16 protein-coding genes and 1 riboswitch are annotated in these 17,640 nt (G+C 37.4%); of the genes, 1 reads left to right on the top strand and 15 read right to left on the bottom strand.

Going from position 1 to position 17,640, the window contains the following annotated elements:
- Nucleotides 1-32 precede the first annotated feature (32 nt).
- The 4 genes from queE to queF form a co-directional block, all read right to left on the bottom strand.
- Nucleotides 33-761, bottom strand: coding sequence for a 7-carboxy-7-deazaguanine synthase QueE (gene queE, locus ABC382_RS15460; protein ID WP_322605767.1), 729 nt, complete (start codon nucleotides 759-761; stop codon nucleotides 33-35).
- On the bottom strand, nucleotides 754-1,224 hold the full coding sequence (gene queD / locus ABC382_RS15455; protein ID WP_312506367.1) for a 6-carboxytetrahydropterin synthase QueD: 471 nt from the start codon (nucleotides 1,222-1,224) through the stop codon (nucleotides 754-756). The genes queE and queD overlap by 8 nt, the downstream gene beginning before the upstream one ends.
- 3 nt (nucleotides 1,225-1,227) lie before the next feature.
- Nucleotides 1,228-1,887, bottom strand: coding sequence for a 7-cyano-7-deazaguanine synthase QueC (gene queC, locus ABC382_RS15450; RefSeq protein ID WP_322611480.1), 660 nt, complete (start codon nucleotides 1,885-1,887; stop codon nucleotides 1,228-1,230).
- Between the two features lie 104 nt (nucleotides 1,888-1,991).
- Nucleotides 1,992-2,492, bottom strand: a complete 501-nt coding sequence (queF, locus tag ABC382_RS15445) for a preQ(1) synthase (protein ID WP_322605765.1) — start codon at nucleotides 2,490-2,492, stop codon at nucleotides 1,992-1,994.
- Nucleotides 2,493-2,615: 123 nt separating this feature from the next.
- Nucleotides 2,616-2,662, bottom strand: a riboswitch (PreQ1 riboswitch).
- Nucleotides 2,663-2,994: 332 nt separating this feature from the next.
- On the opposite strand from queF, the gene ABC382_RS15440 reads away from it, so the two are divergent.
- Nucleotides 2,995-6,822: a S8 family serine peptidase gene (locus ABC382_RS15440; protein ID WP_412926956.1), complete on the top strand. Its 3,828-nt coding sequence runs from the start codon at nucleotides 2,995-2,997 to the stop codon at nucleotides 6,820-6,822.
- A gap of 247 nt (nucleotides 6,823-7,069) precedes the next feature.
- Here ABC382_RS15440 and ABC382_RS15435 read toward each other — a convergent pair whose 3' ends face one another.
- The 11 genes from ABC382_RS15435 to yycF all read right to left on the bottom strand — a co-directional run bounded on the left by ABC382_RS15435 (nucleotide 7,070) and on the right by yycF (nucleotide 17,475).
- Entirely contained in the window at nucleotides 7,070-7,798 is a 729-nt protein-coding gene (locus tag ABC382_RS15435; RefSeq protein ID WP_396631789.1) for an amino acid ABC transporter ATP-binding protein, read from the bottom strand.
- Between the two features lie 27 nt (nucleotides 7,799-7,825).
- Nucleotides 7,826-8,491 (bottom strand): amino acid ABC transporter permease, encoded by a 666-nt coding sequence (locus ABC382_RS15430; RefSeq protein ID WP_274795069.1) that lies wholly within the window; start codon nucleotides 8,489-8,491, stop codon nucleotides 7,826-7,828.
- Nucleotides 8,492-8,522: 31 nt separating this feature from the next.
- Entirely contained in the window at nucleotides 8,523-9,305 is a 783-nt protein-coding gene (locus ABC382_RS15425; RefSeq protein ID WP_274795070.1) for a transporter substrate-binding domain-containing protein, read from the bottom strand.
- Nucleotides 9,306-9,535: 230 nt separating this feature from the next.
- A complete protein-coding gene (gene rlmH / locus ABC382_RS15420; protein WP_274795071.1) occupies nucleotides 9,536-10,015 on the bottom strand; it encodes a 23S rRNA (pseudouridine(1915)-N(3))-methyltransferase RlmH in 480 nt (159 codons plus the stop codon).
- A gap of 90 nt (nucleotides 10,016-10,105) precedes the next feature.
- On the bottom strand, nucleotides 10,106-10,270 hold the full coding sequence (locus ABC382_RS15415; protein WP_274795073.1) for a CxxH/CxxC protein: 165 nt from the start codon (nucleotides 10,268-10,270) through the stop codon (nucleotides 10,106-10,108).
- A 236-nt stretch (nucleotides 10,271-10,506) separates the two neighbouring features.
- Nucleotides 10,507-11,799 (bottom strand): S1C family serine protease, encoded by a 1,293-nt coding sequence (locus tag ABC382_RS15410; protein WP_274795075.1) that lies wholly within the window; start codon nucleotides 11,797-11,799, stop codon nucleotides 10,507-10,509.
- 167 nt (nucleotides 11,800-11,966) lie between these two features.
- On the bottom strand, nucleotides 11,967-12,755 hold the full coding sequence (locus ABC382_RS15405; protein WP_274795076.1) for an MBL fold metallo-hydrolase: 789 nt from the start codon (nucleotides 12,753-12,755) through the stop codon (nucleotides 11,967-11,969).
- Nucleotides 12,755-13,582, bottom strand: a complete 828-nt coding sequence (locus tag ABC382_RS15400; protein ID WP_274795077.1) for a two-component system regulatory protein YycI — start codon at nucleotides 13,580-13,582, stop codon at nucleotides 12,755-12,757. Before ABC382_RS15400 ends, ABC382_RS15405 begins: the two co-directional genes overlap by 1 nt.
- Entirely contained in the window at nucleotides 13,569-14,894 is a 1,326-nt protein-coding gene (locus ABC382_RS15395; RefSeq protein ID WP_322611482.1) for a YycH family regulatory protein, read from the bottom strand. The genes ABC382_RS15400 and ABC382_RS15395 overlap by 14 nt, the downstream gene beginning before the upstream one ends.
- Nucleotides 14,891-16,756 carry a cell wall metabolism sensor histidine kinase WalK gene (walK, locus tag ABC382_RS15390; protein WP_274795079.1) on the bottom strand — a complete coding sequence of 622 codons (1,866 nt, stop codon included), beginning with the start codon at nucleotides 16,754-16,756 and terminating at the stop codon, nucleotides 14,891-14,893. Before walK ends, ABC382_RS15395 begins: the two co-directional genes overlap by 4 nt.
- 5 nt (nucleotides 16,757-16,761) lie before the next feature.
- On the bottom strand, nucleotides 16,762-17,475 hold the full coding sequence (gene yycF, locus ABC382_RS15385) for a response regulator YycF (protein ID WP_274795080.1): 714 nt from the start codon (nucleotides 17,473-17,475) through the stop codon (nucleotides 16,762-16,764).
- Nucleotides 17,476-17,640 lie beyond the last annotated feature (165 nt).

Raw genomic sequence — 17,640 nt, 5'->3', positions numbered from 1 at the left:
ATCAATTTCAAGACATTATTGTAATGGCACCCCTATACACCTCTTTTATTCCCCCAAACAAGAGCATGTAACTGTGGTAGTACTTTGACATCTCTTAATTCTTCATCCTTTATTACTCGATCAATGAGCTCATGATATTTATCTAATAAATGGATAGCTATTCGTGAATTATCAATCGACGTAAGATCATCGTTACCAACTTGGAGATAAAAAGGAATCGTTGGATAACGATGATGAATTTGTTTAGCATAGTCGTAATCCTCTTGATTAAAAACGACTATTTTGAGGGATGTATGGTGATTACTGTTTCGATTTTTAAGTTTTTCGAAGATATTTGAGAGCATCGAATAGTCCGTAGTCATTCCAGAACTAGGTGGCTTTGGTGAAATTGTCAGCTCATCAATCTCATACATCCATTTTTGCCATCTACTTCCTTGCGTTTCCACACTAACCTTTATGTTGTTTTCTTTTAAAATCGCAATGAGCTCTTGCAAATTTGGATAGAGTGCAGGATTACCGCCCGAAATCGTAACAAATGAAAATCCACTGCCACCAAGACGTTTTAATTCAGACCAAATCTCTTCTGCTGTCATTTGGACAATAAGATGCTTTCTGCTACCATCCCACGTAAATGATGAATCACACCAGGAACAAGAATAATCACAACCTGCAGTTCTTACAAACATCGTCTTCTGGCCAACTACCATTCCCTCACCTTGAATTGTTGGTCCAAAAATTTCGATAATAGGTACTTTACTCAACTTCCATCCACTCCCGTCTTGCTTCTGCATAGCTTGTAGGAGTTTCGTAAAGCCTGATAAACTCTACACACGCACCGTTATATCCTTCATCAAGCAAGGCCTCAGTCAGCTTTTCGTAAATCCAAACAACAATGTTCTCTGCCGTCGTATTCATAGGTGGAAGTGTTTCATTTAAATAACGGTGATCCAAATGAATCTCTATTTTTTGTTTCCATATCTCTTTTATATCGCCAAAATCAATCATCAAACCACGTTCATCTGTGTAGCCACTCAGTCCTAATATGACACGATAGGTATGACCGTGCAGATTTTTACATTTCCCCTCATAATGATGTAAATGATGAGCAGCATCGAAGGTAAATTCTTTGCTTACGAGAACACGCTTTGCATGGTATTTCAATTGATTTCTTTGAATATCCTCATCTATTTTTTGGAGCCTCTCGACGATTTTATAATCTGACATGTCTTAAAACTCCTTCCTATAACTCAAATACTCATCAAGCCCTTTTTTTCGCAGGTTACACGCTGGGCATTCACCACAGCCATCTGCTATGACACCGTTATAGCAAGTTAACGTTCTTTCTCGAACAAACTCAAGCGCCCCAAGCTGATCAGCAAGCTCCCAAGTCTGTGCCTTATTCAGCCACATCAACGGTGTATCAATGACAAAAGAATCATTCATAGATAAATTTAACGTTACATTCAAGGATTTAATAAAAATATCTCGGCAATCCGGATATCCGCTAAAGTCTGTTTCACACACACCCGTTACAATATGCTTTGCTCCCACTTGGCTCGCTAAAACACCAGCAAATGAAAGAAAAAGTAGATTTCGACCAGGCACAAAAGTTGATGGAAGCTCACCATTTTCTCCGTCCTTCACCTCTATGTCTTGTCGTGTCAATGCATTCGGGGCAAGCTGATTCAGGAGTGACATATCCAGAATGTGATGCTTGACACCAAGCTCCTCTGTTATCACCTTCGCACATTCAATTTCCAGACGATGCCTTTGACCATAATCAAAAGTTACTGCCTCAATCTCTTTAAAACGTTCTTTTGCCCAGAACAAACATGTTGTGCTGTCCTGACCTCCACTAAATACAACAATCGCTTTTTCCTTTTTCATCCATAAAGACTCCCTTATATCGAAAAAACAGCACTCTAAGAAAAAGTGCTGCTTTCTTCTTAGTTTTTTTAAGAGGGTAGCTAAAAACCTCTTTCTTGCTTCACTTATCGATTATCAATTTTTTCTGGGTTAAGATCGTGATTCATTAAACGATAATTGGCTATTTCTTCGTATTTAGTTCCTGGCTTCCCATAGTTACACCATGGATCGATCGAGATACCACCTCGTGGAGTAAATTTCCCCCAAACCTCTATATATCTTGGGTCAAGTAATGTAATTAAATCATTCATAATGATATTAACGCAATCCTCATGGAAATCTCCGTGATTTCTAAAACTGAATAAATACAATTTTAGTGATTTACTCTCAACAATTTTTTTATCAGGGATATACGAGATATACATCGTTGCAAAATCAGGCTGATTTGTAAGCGGACATAAACTAGTGAACTCTGGACAATTAAACTTAACGAAATAATCTCGATTGGAATGAAGATTATCTACTGCTTCCAAAACTTCAGGTGCATAATCATATGAATATTGTGTACCTTGGTTACCCAACAATGTTAAATCCTTTAGTCCTTCTTCATGACTTCGACCAGACATAAAAAAACCTCCTTGTAAAATGTTTCCCAACACTTTTCAAGAGAGGCATTACCAATCATTCTATTAAAACATAAGTAAAAACATAAAAAAGCCACGTCCGATATGGACATGGCATAATGTCATGTTTCCATAGTTTTTTATAGAGGGTATCAGCTATGAACCTCTCCCGTACAAGTCCGGGCACATTCTTTTCTTCCATATCGTACAAAAAATAATACAGAACGTCAAATAGATTTTAAAAAAATCTTTCCTATTTGTGCTTTACTAATTAAATTGACAAAATGAATATATTTCTGTAAGTCCTTTCTCATTTTAAAGTTCTATTTTTTAATTACATTACTAGGAAAATAGAATTAAAATATAATTGATAAACTAATACTTATTATCAATATTTTGGTATATTCAAATATTCCGATATTCGAATTACTACTCCTGTGATAAATTGGAATTATCACACTTTTCTGTTTAGTGTGATAATTAAATGTGGAGGGAGAAATGAGTTTTGAAAAAGTTTACGTTTATGAAGTTTTTAAGTAGTATTATAGCTTTCGTTATGGTGCTTTTTCTATTGGTTCCATTATCGAGCGCAAGTGCTGAAGAATCTAAACCATTTAAACAGGATAGTCAAAGTGAAAGTATACTTCAACTTAAGGCGGCTATCGCTGAACAGCTAAGCTTGTCTAAAGATGGTCCAACTCTTCACGAAAGCTTACAAAATGTATCAGGCAATCAAGAAGTTGCAGTCATCGTACATTTATCTGAAACGCCTGTGGCACTAGAGCAGGGAATGAGCCAGGTGAAAGGCCAAAAGTTCTCTAATACGCGAGCAAATGAAGTACGTTCAAATGTAAAAGCTCAACAAGCAAAAGTAAAAAAAGAGTTAGCTACTAAAAATGTTCAAATGACTCAAGGCTACACATTTGATACTGTTTTAAACGGTTTTGCGGCAACAGTGAAAGCAAATGATCTCCCGAAACTGCTTTCAATAGAAGGAATTACATTAATCGAACCTGATGCAATTGTTTACGCATCAGAAGATAATACAATGAAATCATCGGAACTTATTAAGGAAGATCAATTAGAGGCCCAAATGAACACAAGTATTTCTTTCCTTGGGATCGAACAGCTGTGGAATGAAGGAATTGAAGGACAAGGAATAAAAGTAGCAGTATTAGATACTGGTATTGACGCAGATCACCCTGAATTCGCTGGAATTTACAAGGGGGGGAAAAACTTTATTCCAAATTCATCAACTTACACGAAGCCTCGAGCAGATGACGATGCATCGGAAACATTGCCTTCTGAGCGTCCTGCCGGAACACCTGAATTTAATGAAAAAGGAAGCTCGTTCTATACTTCTCACGGTACCCATGTTGCTGGAACCATTGCAGCAATCGGAGCAAACAAATTTGGTATTAAAGGAATTGCTCCAAAAGTAGACCTTTATGCTTACCGTGTTCTTGGTGCATATGGAAGTGGAGCTACATCTGGTATTGTTAAAGCAATTGAAACCGCTGTAACAGAAAAAATGGACGTTATTAACCTTTCTCTTGGTGGGGGAGCTAACTCTGAAACGGATGCTGGTTCATTTGCTATTAACAATGCAATGATGGCTGGAACAATCGGAGTAATTGCGACAGGGAACTCCGGCCCAAATCGCGGAACAATGGGCACGCCTGCAACCGCTCGTTTAGGAATTGCTGTCGGTAACACAACAAATCCTGAAACAAAGTATAACGGGGAAGTAAATGTTACAGTTGGTGACTACAACTTAACAAAACAGCTCCCATTAATGGGAACAACTTTTGGAAGGGATTTAGCAACACAGCTTCAAGGAGAATTTGACCTAGTTGCTATCCCTGGAAACGGGGAAGTAAAGGACTTTGAGGGAATCGATGTAAAAGGTAAAGTGGCATTGATCTCTCGTGGCAGTATCGCCTTTGTTGATAAAATTGCGAACGCAAAGGCAAATGGAGCTGTCGCAACAATTATTCATAACTTTGCTGGTGGAACAAATGCACCTAATATTTCAGGTACATTCCTTGGTGATTCATTTGCTTTTCTACCAACATTTGATATGTCCCAAACGGATGGCGATGCAATTCGAGCTGCATTAGCAGGCGGAACTGGAAAAGTTAGCTTTAGTCAATTTACTTCCACACAGACACTAGGAGATGAAGTAAACGATTCAAGTTCCCGTGGACCATCTACACCAAACTTTGATATTAAACCAGATGTAAGTGCACCTGGAACAAACATTATGTCAACGATTCCAATGTATAAAAAGGATTTCCCTGATGCAGATTATGCAGAAGCATATGATCGTAAAACAGGAACTTCTATGGCAACACCGCATATTACAGGTATTGTTGCATTACTTAAACAAGCAAATCCTGATTGGAACGCGTTCGACATAAAAGTGGCGCTTTCTAATACAGCAAAGGTTTTAGATAAAACAAAATACGATGTGTTCTCTCAAGGAGCAGGTCGTGTAAATGCTTATGCTGCAGCGCATCCAGAAATTCTTGCCTATGCACTGGATAGTGCAATTTTAGATGGAACTGGAGCTGTTTCAGAAAACTTGAAAGGTACAGTTACGTTCGGTCCACAACCACTTAAAGATCAGGATATTTCCGTAACAAAACAAATTTTAGTAAAAGATATAAAAGGGAACGGCGGTAATTATAACGTATCAATTGATGTGACAAAAACATTTGGTGATGCAACTGTTACAGTCGACCAGCCAACATTTAACCTAGCTGGTGAGCAATTGTTAAATATTACATTAACCGCTTCACAAGCTACTGCACCAAACGGCTCTGAAATACTAGGGTATATTCACATCAGCGGTGGAGCTACAGAAATTTCATTACCATTCGCAGCTGACTTTGGCAGCGAGGCAGTAACTGAACTTAAAGATTTAAAGATTACAGAAACAGACCTATCCTTCAACGGTGATGGAGTGAAAGATTCAGCTGTCCTTTCATTTACATTAACTGGAGATGTAACAACTAACTATATCGAGCTTTGGGATATTATGAATCCTCAAGGTGGAGAATATGGTGACGGCTACATCGGCTATCTTCACGCAGGTACTGCACTAGGAAAAGGATCTTATACGCTGAATATTGCTGGGCAGTACAAACCATGGGGACCAGAACCTGCCACAAAAATTCCAGATGGTCTCTATACAATTGACTTTACTGGTCTTGCGGCATCAGGAGTAGTGTCCGATTATGTTGGACCAATTATCGTGAAAACGACGAAACCAGAAATTACTGGTTCAGTTACTGAAGGTGTCGCTACAGGACAGGTAACAGATAAGTATATCGACTACAATGAAGAGTTATATTTATACGGTTTAAATTACAATTTAAATGATAAATTAAAAGCTTCCTATATTTCGACGATTAATGGCGAAGTACAAGCACCAGTTCCTTTTGAATTAAATCAAGACGGTAGCTTCACATTCCCAGTAACAGCAGAAACTAATGCTGTATCTGTAAAAATTGAAGACGCTGCCGGGAATGTTGGTGAAGCCTTAATATATGAAAAAGATGTAGTTGAACCAAAAGTAACGCTTTCTGTCAATCCAACAGAGTTAAACCTAACAGCTGGAGAAACTGCACAACTTACGGTAACAGAGACATCTACTCCTCCAGAAGGTGAAGCAACAGAGGAAGATGTAACTTCAAAAGCTACTTATGTGGTTGGAGATGAAAATGTTGCAACAGTAGCAAATGGATTAGTAACTGCTGTAGGTGAGGGCACGACTACGATTACTATTTCATACGGTGATAATGAAGCTAAGATAAATGTTACAGTTAAAGCACCTGTTGTAGAAACACCAATCGTAACACTAGAAATTGACCAAGCTAAGGTTGAAACTAGAATAGGTAAAGAAGTTTCAGTTAAGATTACTGAAGTAACTACTTTTGAGGGAAAAACAACAGAAAAAGATGTTACAACGCTTGCAACCTACGAAGTAACAAACGATAAAATAGCTTCTGTAAAAGCGGGGGCTGTAAAAGGAAAAGGTCAAGGTACTACGACAATTACAGTAACGTATGGTGATCACACATTAACATTTGATGTGGTGGTTGAAAAGCCTGGTAACGGTAATGGCAACGGCAACGGCAACGGTAACGGCAACGGCAACGGCAACGGTAACGGTAACGGTAACGGCAACGGTAACGGCAACGGCAACGGTAACGGCAACGGTAACGGCAACGGTAACGGCAACGGTAACGGCAACGGTAACGGCAACGGTAACGGCAACGGTAACGGCAACGGTAAAGATAATAATGAAGTTACCGAGGTTGAGTTATAATTAATTTTAGTTCAAGCAAAAAGAGAAATTGCGCTGTGCAATTTCTCTTTTTGCTATTAAATTTCCATGGTTCGCCTTAACTAGTCTAATTGCAGTTTTTTCGTACATGCTTTATAAGAAATTTAATGATGTGATTTAACTAAATTTTAGTTATTAATATAAAGAATGCTTCTTTCCTCTATAAATTAACAATTTAGTGCTTCAATATAAGAGGTCCTTCCTTTCATATAGGCAGGACCATTTAGTTTTATTTAAGCATTGTCGCAGTTAAAAATTCCCGAGTTCTCTCCTCTTTCGGATGGTTAAAAAATTGTTCAGGTGTGCCGCGTTCAATAATTTTCCCATCATGCATATACACAATCCAATCAGCTACTTCTCTTGCGAATCCCATTTCATGGGTTACAACAACCATTGTCATACCTTCTTCAGCCAAGTCTTTCATGGTTGTTAAAACCTCTCCCACAAGCTCGGGATCGAGTGCCGATGTTGGCTCATCAAAAAGCATAATGTCTGGTTCCATCGCAAGTGCTCTAGCAATCGCCACCCGTTGCTTTTGCCCCCCTGATAGCTTACTAGGATAGACATCCGACTTATCTTCCAAACCTACTTTTTTCAGTAATTGTTTTGCTTTGATGATAGCTTTCTCTTTGCCTACACCCTTTACCATAATAGGTGCTTCAATAATATTTTCCAGAACCGTTTTGTGTGGGAATAAGTTAAAATTTTGAAACACCATACCTACCTTTTCTCTAATCTTGTTAAGGTCATCTGTTCGTGGATTGACTTCATTTCCCTCAATTATAATATGGCCGTTATCCTTTCTTTCTAAAAAGTTCAAACAGCGAAGGAGGGTGCTTTTCCCTGATCCGCTCGATCCTATTAGACAAACAACATCGCTCTCGTAGACTGTCATGTCGATATTTTTCAATACATGTAAGTCTCCGAATGATTTATTCAATTGTTTTATTTTAATCATTTCCTTAGTGTCCAATCTTTTCAGCTCCTATCTGTCGCTTACTGTTAATTTTAGTTCAGTTCGTTTCACTACAAATGTCATCAACGCTACCAGTAATAAATAGTAGACTGCTACAATGAGTAAATAAGTCATTTCATCAAAATTATTTGACCCAAGTGTTGTCGCCACATTAAACAGCTCATTCATGGAGATAAATGCGGCTAACGAGGAATCTTTTAAGCTTATGATAAATTGATTGCCTAAAGGCGGTAATGCTCTACGGAATGCCTGTGGGAGAATAATCCTTCTTAATGTCAGTGTCTTTGTCATTCCCAAAGAGCGTCCTGCCTCAAACTGGCCTTTATCGACTGACTGAATTGCTCCCCTAAGAATTTCAGAAATATAAGCTCCATTATGTAACGCTAGAGCAAGTGAAGCAGCCCAAAAATCAGGAAGAAGGAAAATCCCGCTAATTCCAAAGTAGAGGATAAATATTTGAACAATCAGCGGTGTTCCGCGAACCAAATAGACATATATATCTGAAATAAGTTCTAAAATTTTTATATTAGAAATTTTTAATAAGGCAAAGGCAAGTCCGATGACGATTCCAAGCAAGATAGAAACCACCGTCAGCTCTAATGTTAAAAGCATAGCTTTAAAGAATACACCTTTTGTTTCCATTAGTATGTGAAAAAAATGCGAAAAACTTGGCAAAGTACTACTTCCTTTCTTTTATAGCATTCGTTTATTCTGATTTTTTGGTAATGTCCTCACCAAAATATTTGATACTGATTTGAGTCAATGTTCCATTTTCCCGAAGTTGCTCCAAAGTTTCATTTACTCGCTTCAATAGCTTTGGATTATCCTGGGGCAGCACGATTGCTTGTTCACTGCGATTAATTAATTGCTGTCCTTTAATCTCAAACCCTTCCTTTTCAGCAGTTTTTCCTGTAACAAAATCTGTGATTACTGCATCATGACGTCCGCTACTCAACGCCTTTAATGCTGTAATATCGCTGTCATATGTTTTTATTTTGTCTGTATACTTAGAAGCTGTATCGGCATATGTTGATCCTTTTGCAACCGCTACTTCCTTTCCCTTTAAATCTTCAACAGTCCTTATCTTACTATCCGGTCTGGTGAAAATTTTTGGTCCTGAATAATAATACGGGGTAGAGAAAGAAACATGTTTACTTCGCTGTGGGTTAATCGTGTGGCTTGCAACGGCTGCATCTGCTCTGCCTGTTTTTACCCCTTCAACAATCCCTTTGAACTTGATTCGTTTCTGAACCGGCTCAAGGCCCATTTCCTTTGCAATCGCTTCACCAACCTCAATATCAAAGCCCGACATTGTGAGATCGTCATTTATATAACTAAATGGCTTAAATTCACCAGAAGTAGCAAAAACAAATTGATTTTTATTTATTAATTCAGATCCGTCTTCAAGCTTCTGCTTCTCAGCACAACCAGACAAAAAGCAGACTACAATTGTACTAAAGACTAATAGTAACTTCTTATTCAACAACATGTTGGCTATAACTCCTTTCTTTTTCGATTATTCCTTCAATACCTCTTGCTATATAACTTGCTTATGATAGTTAATACCCAATCTACTCCCGATAAAACAAAAAAGTATCAGGCACTTTTAATAGCACCCGACACTTTTCTACAAAATTCGCATTATATAATTATCTTTCAAGTCTTCTCTTTCCTCTAAAAATGCAGCATTTTAGATGTATAGGACTAAGAAAACAGCACTTACTTATGGTACGGTTCACCCTTCATAATCCTAAAGCTTCGATAAATCTGTTCCACTAGCACGAGCTTCATGAGCTGGTGCGGTAGCGTCATTTTGCCAAAGGATTGTAGTTCGTCGGCTCGTTTTAGGACATCTTCATGTAGGCCGAGGGAGCCACCGATGACAAAGGTGATTTTACTTTTGCCGTAGGTCATAAGAGATTCAATATCCGCTGCCATTTGTTCGGAGGTTTTCATTTTGCCGTTAATAGCTAGAGCGATCACGTAGGCATCTTGGCTAATTTTAGCTAGTATGCGTTCCCCCTCTTTTTTCTTGACGATGTCCATTTCGGCTTCACTTAGTTGTTCAGGCGCCTTTTCGTCTGGTACCTCAATCACATCTATTTTTGCGTAGCCGCCTAGACGTTTTACGTACTCATCGATACCCATTTTTAAGTACTTTTCTTTTAGTTTGCCGACTGATACAATCGTTATATTCACACGTTATCCACCTTTACAATTCATTTACAAACAAATTATCCACAAAAGTTATCAACATATCCACAAGCGCCACCTATATATTGTGTAAAGTTATTTACTTGATACAATATATTCCGCAGGCTGTTCACAGTAGCTACACTTTGTGGATAACTTTTTATCCTCTTCGATTTTATCCATAATTGGGAACTCTTTTTGCTCTGCTACAAACATGTCTAAAGCGTGATCTATATGACTTTCACAGCTGTACTTTTCCATTTTTTGATGTCTCCTTATTTTCCGAAATTTCCACAAACTTATTCACAAATCAGTCTATGTTATCCACAATCTATTGTAACAAAGGAATGGCATGTATGGAAGAAGTGCCTTTTTCTCACGATTTCATGGTATTCACAATTTTCTAGTTATCCACAATATTTCATTAAAGTTTTTCCTCATCCTCATAAAAAAAACGATGGGGATTTTTTAGATCACCATCGTTTTTTTCATATTGTTTACAATGTATTACCGTTTGTTAATGTTAGTGATAGTTCGACTAATTTACCTTGACGGTACACTTTTAATGTTAGTTTATCACCAATTTTTTTGTCATTATATAAATGTTTGCGTAAATCAATTGTTGTTTCAATTTTTTGACCATCCATTTCAACAATAACATCATATTGTTGAACACCTGCTTTTGATGCTGGTGAGTTATTCATAACATCTGTTACAACAACGCCTGTTGTCACCTCTGCAGGTAATTTTAATGTTTGTTGCTGATAGAATGATGGGACATCTGTTAAATCAGCTAGTGAAACTCCCATTGTTGGACGTTTCATTTCTCCATTTTTCTCTAATTCCTCGATAATTGGAATAGCTGAATTAATTGGAATAGAAAATCCTAATCCTTCCACTGAGGATTCAGCAATTTTCATGGAGTTAATCCCTACTAATTCTCCAGCTAAGTTCACAAGTGCTCCCCCGCTATTCCCTGGGTTAATCGCAGCATCTGTTTGTAATACTTCTTGTTGCCAATCTTCTGTGCCATCACCATTTAAGTCTACCGGTACAGAGCGGTCTTTACCTGAAACAACACCCGTTGTAACAGAGCCATAAAATTCTAGACCAAGTGGATTCCCAATGGCAATGACCGTTTCCCCTTGTTTTAAAACATCTGAGTTCCCGAATGTCGCCACTGTTTTAACATTTTTAGAGTTAATAGAAATAACTGCAAGGTCAGTCCAAACGTCATGACCGACTAGTTGTGCAGGTTCTTTTGTTCCGTCTTGCATTGTGACCTCTAGCTGCTTGGCCCCTTCAATAACGTGGTTATTTGTGACGATAAAGGCTTTATCACCTTCGATTTTATAAACAACACCTGAACCGCTGCCCGCTTCTTTTGTAGTTGTTGATGGTGGACTCCAAAAACCTCCACTTGTTACTTCTTGAATATTTGCAATACCAACAACTGCATCTGAGGCTTTGTCTACCGCTGAAGTAACATCTGTCGTTACCTCTGTTGCAACTTGGTTAATTGTTGTATTATTTTTTGCAGTACTACTTGATGTTGTTCCAGGCATTTGATTGACAAGTCCCGGTAACATAAGCCATACAAGTAATGCTCCTATAATAACACCAATCAAACCACTAAAGAAATAACCGCCTTTTCCTCCGCCTTTCTTTTTAAGACGCTTGGCCTGCATTTCCTGCTCCTCACGCTCTAACCTTTCTTGCAGCGGTGATTTCGGTATTTCATCCTTTTTTAAGAAATCACTGTTTTTATCATCATCTTGAAAGTAACTCATGTTCCTCATCCTTTCATTTACTGCTATTTGTTTAATTGTTACCCTAATCTTACGATTCAAACATTAAAATCAGATGAAAAACAATTAAAATGGACATAAAAATAGCTGCTCAATGCACATTGTGAAATGCATTGAACAGCATCAAGTTTTCCCTAAATATCTTATGATTAAACCGTGACTAATGTTGTAGGTTCCTCTGCATCTGTATCAAAAAGATGCACATGCTCACCTACAAGAATGCCACAAGATTGCAATGTTTGTGTGACGCTCATACGTGCCAACTCTTTCATATTATTATCCTTACTTAAATGCGAAAGATAAATATTGGTCGTCTTATCAAACACAACTTCACTCATTGCGATAGCGGCATCCTCATTAGAAACATGTCCTACATCACTTAAAATACGACGTTTAATCGACCAAGGATAACGTCCCATTTGAAGCATATTAACATCATGATTACTTTCAAAAACAAAAGAATCTGCACCACGTATAATACCCTTCATACGATCACTGACATAGCCCGTATCTGTAATAATGACAAGCTTACGATCATTCTCATGGAAAGTGTAGAACATTGGATCTGCTGCATCGTGAGAAACGGCAAAGGATTCAACGGCTAAAGAACCAAAATGTTTCACTGTGTCCATTTCAAATTCAAAGCGTTGCTCTATAGGAATGTCGCCAACTAGCCCGTCCATTGCCTGCCACGTTTTGGCGTTTGCATAAATTGGTACATTATATTTTCGTGCCAGTACACCAATCCCTTTAATATGATCACTATGCTCATGTGTAACAAAAATACCACTAAGCTGCTTCATATTACGGTCGATTTTTGTAAAAAGCTGCTCCATTTTTTTCCCACTAAGGCCAGCGTCGACGATAAAAGAGTAGTCGTCATTTTCTACATAAATCGAATTTCCTGTACTGCCACTAGCTAAAACACTAAATCGCATTATTCAACTCCCCAGTCTTCTTCTTCGCTCTCTTGCTTGTCCTCCTGGATCTCGATCACTTTGCCTTCAACTGCATTGACAAAATACTCTTCCTTTTGTCCATCAGATAATTTCACTTGAACTTCCCATGTTGGCACTAATACCTGAGTTCGAGTTAATTTAACAAGCGTGGAGTAACCTAACTTCATTTGCGTAATACGCGAGTCTGGCTTGAGCGTTCCCTTTGCATATAAAGTTTGAATAATTTGAAGAGGCGGAATGACAGTTTCCTGTTGTTCCATTTCCTCAATATTATCAATCATTGTTTGTTCATACATCGTTACTTCATTGTTAGCATTCCACTTAATTTTTAATGAACCATTATAATAAAACATTCGATTATTGGTTTTCTGGAAAAAAACAGCGACTCGTTCTTCCCTGTCTACTTTCCATAAGGCGTAAGATTCTCCTTCAGTTATGTTTGCAAGGACAAAATCCGTAAAGCTTGCATCATCACTCACATTACGTAATTTAACAGGTTTTATAAAAATAGCACGAGCCTTTGAATCCGCCTTTGAATCCTTAATATTAATTTGTTGGTTGCTATTACTAAATTCAGCTGTTGTGAATTTATGGACTTGAGCTGTCATATACGAAGCAGTTTCAATATTATTTGGTAGTGTGCCATACGTAATATTATCATCTTTTAAACGAGCTTCTATTGTTTTTTCACCTGGAACCTCAATATCTTTCGCTTCATTATAGCGATTTACATAAAGGGAATACAAGAAGATGTTTAGAATTAAAAAAACGAATATAAAAATAGATTTTGTTCTATTCCAATCCATTTTTAACACCTCCTAATACTTCAGGAGTTAGTTTAATCCAAGATCCATTACGAATGACAAACCAGCATGGTTCAAATGTAAATATATTAAGTTCTTGGTTTTGCGTTAAATAATAACCCAAAACAATCTCATCAATATCAGCTAAGGCAATATTATTTGCGTTTTTTAATCTCTCGGCAATATTTACTCCAGAAGGCAATTCTTTTATTTCCTTTTCTGCTTCAATATCCATATCTAAGGAAAAGTATGGACGCTTATAATGGAAAATCCGGCTATCTCCCCAAATTGTCGTCATCCGGGTAATGACATGATTGCTATAGACCGGTAAACCTTGCAAATATAATTGATAATCCATTTGATTTTTATTGGTACTTGTTGAAGCATAGCGGAAATCTGCAGTAAATCCACCATGCTCGTTAATAAATTCAAAGCTATCTTTTAGAAGTTTTGATGGCTCAATTCTAATACCGCTCTCTGCAGCTGGATAAACATAATTTAATGACTTTAGATTTGTATCTAACGTCATTAATGACATACCATCTGTATATTTTTCAGAAGACGCACTTTCAATATTGCGCCGTACAATATTTGGATCTGTAAATAATACATTTTTAAATAATTCTGGTGAGATTTCTTCAATATAGTACGTAAATTTTACAGATTCCGTTTTATTGTTATCTACATAAAGAGATGTCTGGCTTTCTCGCTCAATTTCTTTAAAAGTGCCATATTTTTTTGCAGGCTCTATGACTTCCTGTATAAATTGATTCATGTTTGGCACGCTGACATGTGATCGGAATAATGATTGGTTATTACCACTAATGTAATAAATCATTAAATCCTTGCTATTATAATTGCTCCAATCTATAATCATACGATTAAATGTTGTTTCTGGTAATTCCTTATCCGTAAACTGAAAAATCGTGTTAAAGGCTGAAAAAGGAATCTCTCCAGTGAAAAAGATTGTCATGCGATTATTTGTGCCAATGATTTGATTGACATAGTTTGCAGAAAGATTATTGTTAACGGGCACTAAGTCTAATACATTCCAGCCTTTAAATACTTTCATAATATCTTTCATAGCTGCGTTAGATACTGTACCTTTAAATTCCTCATCGGAACGGAAAATAGCCTTGTATGGACGAATAACATCCTCCATATCTTTTTGAGGCTTAATTAGAATTTCCTCTAACTCTGTTTTTTCTATATATTTATAATCAGGTGTATAGGTCCAGATCAAAAAGGTTAAAACCACACTCAGCATGACGAGTAGAAATAGTACAACAGATTTAACTGGTTCTATATATTTCATTCCCACTCACCTGCCTCACCAAATTCATCTGCATCATATGGTAATGTGAAGAAAATGGTTGTACCTTGTCCTTCCTCACTTTCAGCCCAAATCTTACCACCATGAGCCTCAATCATTTCCCGAGCAATAGCCAATCCTAATCCTGTTCCTCCCATTGAACGAGCTCGTGCACGATCAACGCGATAGAAACGATCAAAAATACGACCTACGTTTTCTTTAGGAATCCCCATACCATCATCTGAAATCATGACTTTCAGCATATCCCCTTGTCCAGTAAAGCCAAAGCGAATATTACCACCATCCGGTGAGTATTTGATTGCATTTGAAATAATATTATCAATAACCTGAGTCACCTTATCCGTATCAATTTCTACATAGAAGGACGTTTCAGGGAATATTCGTTCAAATTGTACTTTATCGGACTTAGACATTTCAAATCGGTCAATTATACGATTAAAGAATGAATTAAATAAGACAATATCTTTATTCAATTCGTAGTCTGCACTATCCATTCGTGATAATTGCAATAAATCATTCACTAGACGAATCATACGCTCCGTTTCAGTTTGCGTTACATTTAAAAATGTAGGAGCGATATTTTCATCTTTCCATGCCCCATCTGCTAGTGCCTCTAAATAACTACGCATTGTTGTTAATGGTGTTCTTAATTCATGTGATACATTCGATACAAACTCTCGTCGATCCATTTCTATCTTTTCCTGCTCCGTTATATCGTGTAGTACAGTAATAAGACCATTAATAAAGCCTGTCTCTTTTTGAATAACGGAGAAATTGGCACGTAATATATAGGGAGCATCCGCTGTACTAAAGTTTAAATTGATTGCATCACTCATATAAATCAAGTCTTCAAAACTATATTCCTGATCGATTCCCAATACGGAAGCAATAGGGCGACCTAATGTAATATCCCTTGAAATATGTAGCAACTCAAGTGCAGGATCATTAATTAAAATAATACGTCCCTTACGATCTGTTGCAATAACCCCATCTGTCATATTACTCAGAACCGAATCGAGCTTACGTCGTTCAGCTTCTGTGGTCGATTGTGCCTCTTGTAAACGATTAGTTAAATGATTAAAGGTTATCGCTAGCTGTCCGATTTCATCCGTACCATATACGCGTACTTTTCGGGAATAGTTTCCCTTCGCCATCGCCTGAGCTTGCTTTCGCATATCAGCAATTGGCTGTGTAATTGTTCGTGCAACAAGAATACCTAAAAAGATCGTAAAGACTAACGACATTGCTGTGCCGCCAAGGAAAATACGATTAATTTCGTTCATTTGTTCAAAAACAGACTCAATATTCGCTTCAATATATAGAACACCGATAATTTCATCATCTGGCCCTGCACCCGCTCGAATCGGGTTCGCCAATACCCATACTCGATTCCTTGTTTTGTTATCAAGTTTAATGATATCAAAGAGCGTTTCAGCCGATATCGCACGTCGTACAAGGTCTGTGTTAGAGCGTTGTCCAATTAAATTTTGATTCTCAAGCTCAGATGTTGCTAGTATCCTTTGTCTATCATCAATGACACGAATTTCTAGAATATCACCATTCGAAACATCCCTTAAACCAGTAGAAAACTCCATGACAATTGACTTTAAGCTTTCCTCTAGTTTTGGCATGCTTTCATCGCGTTCCTTTAAAATTTCCTCACGGAGACTATATTGCATCAAGTCAACCCGCTGGAAAATAGAATCTTGGAAGTTGCTCTTCAAATTTTGTTCTAATTGACGTGCGAAATAGATACCGATAATTTGTAAAGCAAGTAAGATTAATAAAATATAAATCAGCACTAATTTGACATGAATGGATTTAAAGAAGCTTACTTTCTGCATTCCTATTACTCCTGTTCAGGATTTCGTAAATAATAACCTACACCACGTCGTGTGACAATCCAAGCAGGATGACTAGGATTATCCTCAATTTTTTCACGTAAGCGACGAATTGTTACGTCAACAGTTCGCACATCGCCAAAGTAATCATAGCCCCATACCGTTTGTAGTAAGTGCTCACGTGTCATTACTTGACCAATGTGTTTTCCTAAATAATGAAGTAACTCAAATTCACGATGTGTTAATTCAATTGTTTCATCACGCTTCATTACTAGATATGCATCTGGTTGAATAACAAGAGATCCTACCACAATCTCATTTGACTCTTCCTCAGCCTCTTCTGCCACAGGAGCAACCACTTGTAAACGGCGCATATTGGCTTTTACACGCGCAATAAGCTCACGAGTACTAAATGGCTTTGTTACATAATCATCTGCACCCATCTCTAATCCTAATACTTTATCAATTTCAGAGCCTTTAGCTGTTAGCATAATTATAGGGAAATCGTATTTTTTACGTACCTCTCTACAAACTTCCATTCCATCACGCTTCGGCAGCATGATATCTAAAAGCATTAAGTCGGGTTGCTCTTCCTCCACTTTCTTTAACGCTTCATCTCCATCATAAGCACAAATAACTTTATAGCCTTCTTTTATTAAATTAAATTGCAAAATATCTGCGATTGGTTTTTCATCGTCAACAACTAATATTGTTTTGTTCATACATTCTCTCCCTTTCGCTTTTTATCTATTCTAAACAATGTGTATTTGTAAATTCACTACTCTTAACTCTATCATGCTTTCGAGTTCTATGCATTAATCGATATTCAATCCATCCAATACTGTGACATAAAAGGATATATTTCAACAATTATTTCTCGGGAAATA

The organism is Lysinibacillus phoenicis (assembly GCF_047238325.1).
In the GTDB taxonomy this organism is placed as follows: Bacteria; Bacillota; Bacilli; order Bacillales_A; family Planococcaceae; genus Lysinibacillus; species Lysinibacillus irui.
This window is presented reverse-complemented; position numbering and strand designations above follow the sequence as displayed.

Bases quoted from the DNA above. Each gene is read 5' to 3' on its own strand.
- queD (WP_312506367.1), bottom strand. From the start codon at position 1,224: ATGTCAGATTATAAAATCGTCGAGAGGCTCCAAAAAATAGATGAGGAT.
- queC (WP_322611480.1), bottom strand. From the start codon at position 1,887: ATGAAAAAGGAAAAAGCGATTGTTGTATTTAGTGGAGGTCAGGACAGC.
- queF (WP_322605765.1), bottom strand. From the start codon at position 2,492: ATGTCTGGTCGAAGTCATGAAGAAGGACTAAAGGATTTAACATTGTTG.
- ABC382_RS15435 (WP_396631789.1), bottom strand. From the start codon at position 7,798: ATGATTAAAATAAAACAATTGAATAAATCATTCGGAGACTTACATGTA.
- ABC382_RS15425 (WP_274795070.1), bottom strand. From the start codon at position 9,305: ATGTTGTTGAATAAGAAGTTACTATTAGTCTTTAGTACAATTGTAGTC.
- ABC382_RS15415 (WP_274795073.1), bottom strand. From the start codon at position 10,270: ATGGAAAAGTACAGCTGTGAAAGTCATATAGATCACGCTTTAGACATG.
- ABC382_RS15410 (WP_274795075.1), bottom strand. From the start codon at position 11,799: ATGAGTTACTTTCAAGATGATGATAAAAACAGTGATTTCTTAAAAAAG.
- ABC382_RS15405 (WP_274795076.1), bottom strand. From the start codon at position 12,755: ATGCGATTTAGTGTTTTAGCTAGTGGCAGTACAGGAAATTCGATTTAT.
- ABC382_RS15400 (WP_274795077.1), bottom strand. From the start codon at position 13,582: ATGGATTGGAATAGAACAAAATCTATTTTTATATTCGTTTTTTTAATT.
- ABC382_RS15395 (WP_322611482.1), bottom strand. From the start codon at position 14,894: ATGAAATATATAGAACCAGTTAAATCTGTTGTACTATTTCTACTCGTC.
- walK (WP_274795079.1), bottom strand. From the start codon at position 16,756: ATGCAGAAAGTAAGCTTCTTTAAATCCATTCATGTCAAATTAGTGCTG.
- yycF (WP_274795080.1), bottom strand. From the start codon at position 17,475: ATGAACAAAACAATATTAGTTGTTGACGATGAAAAACCAATCGCAGAT.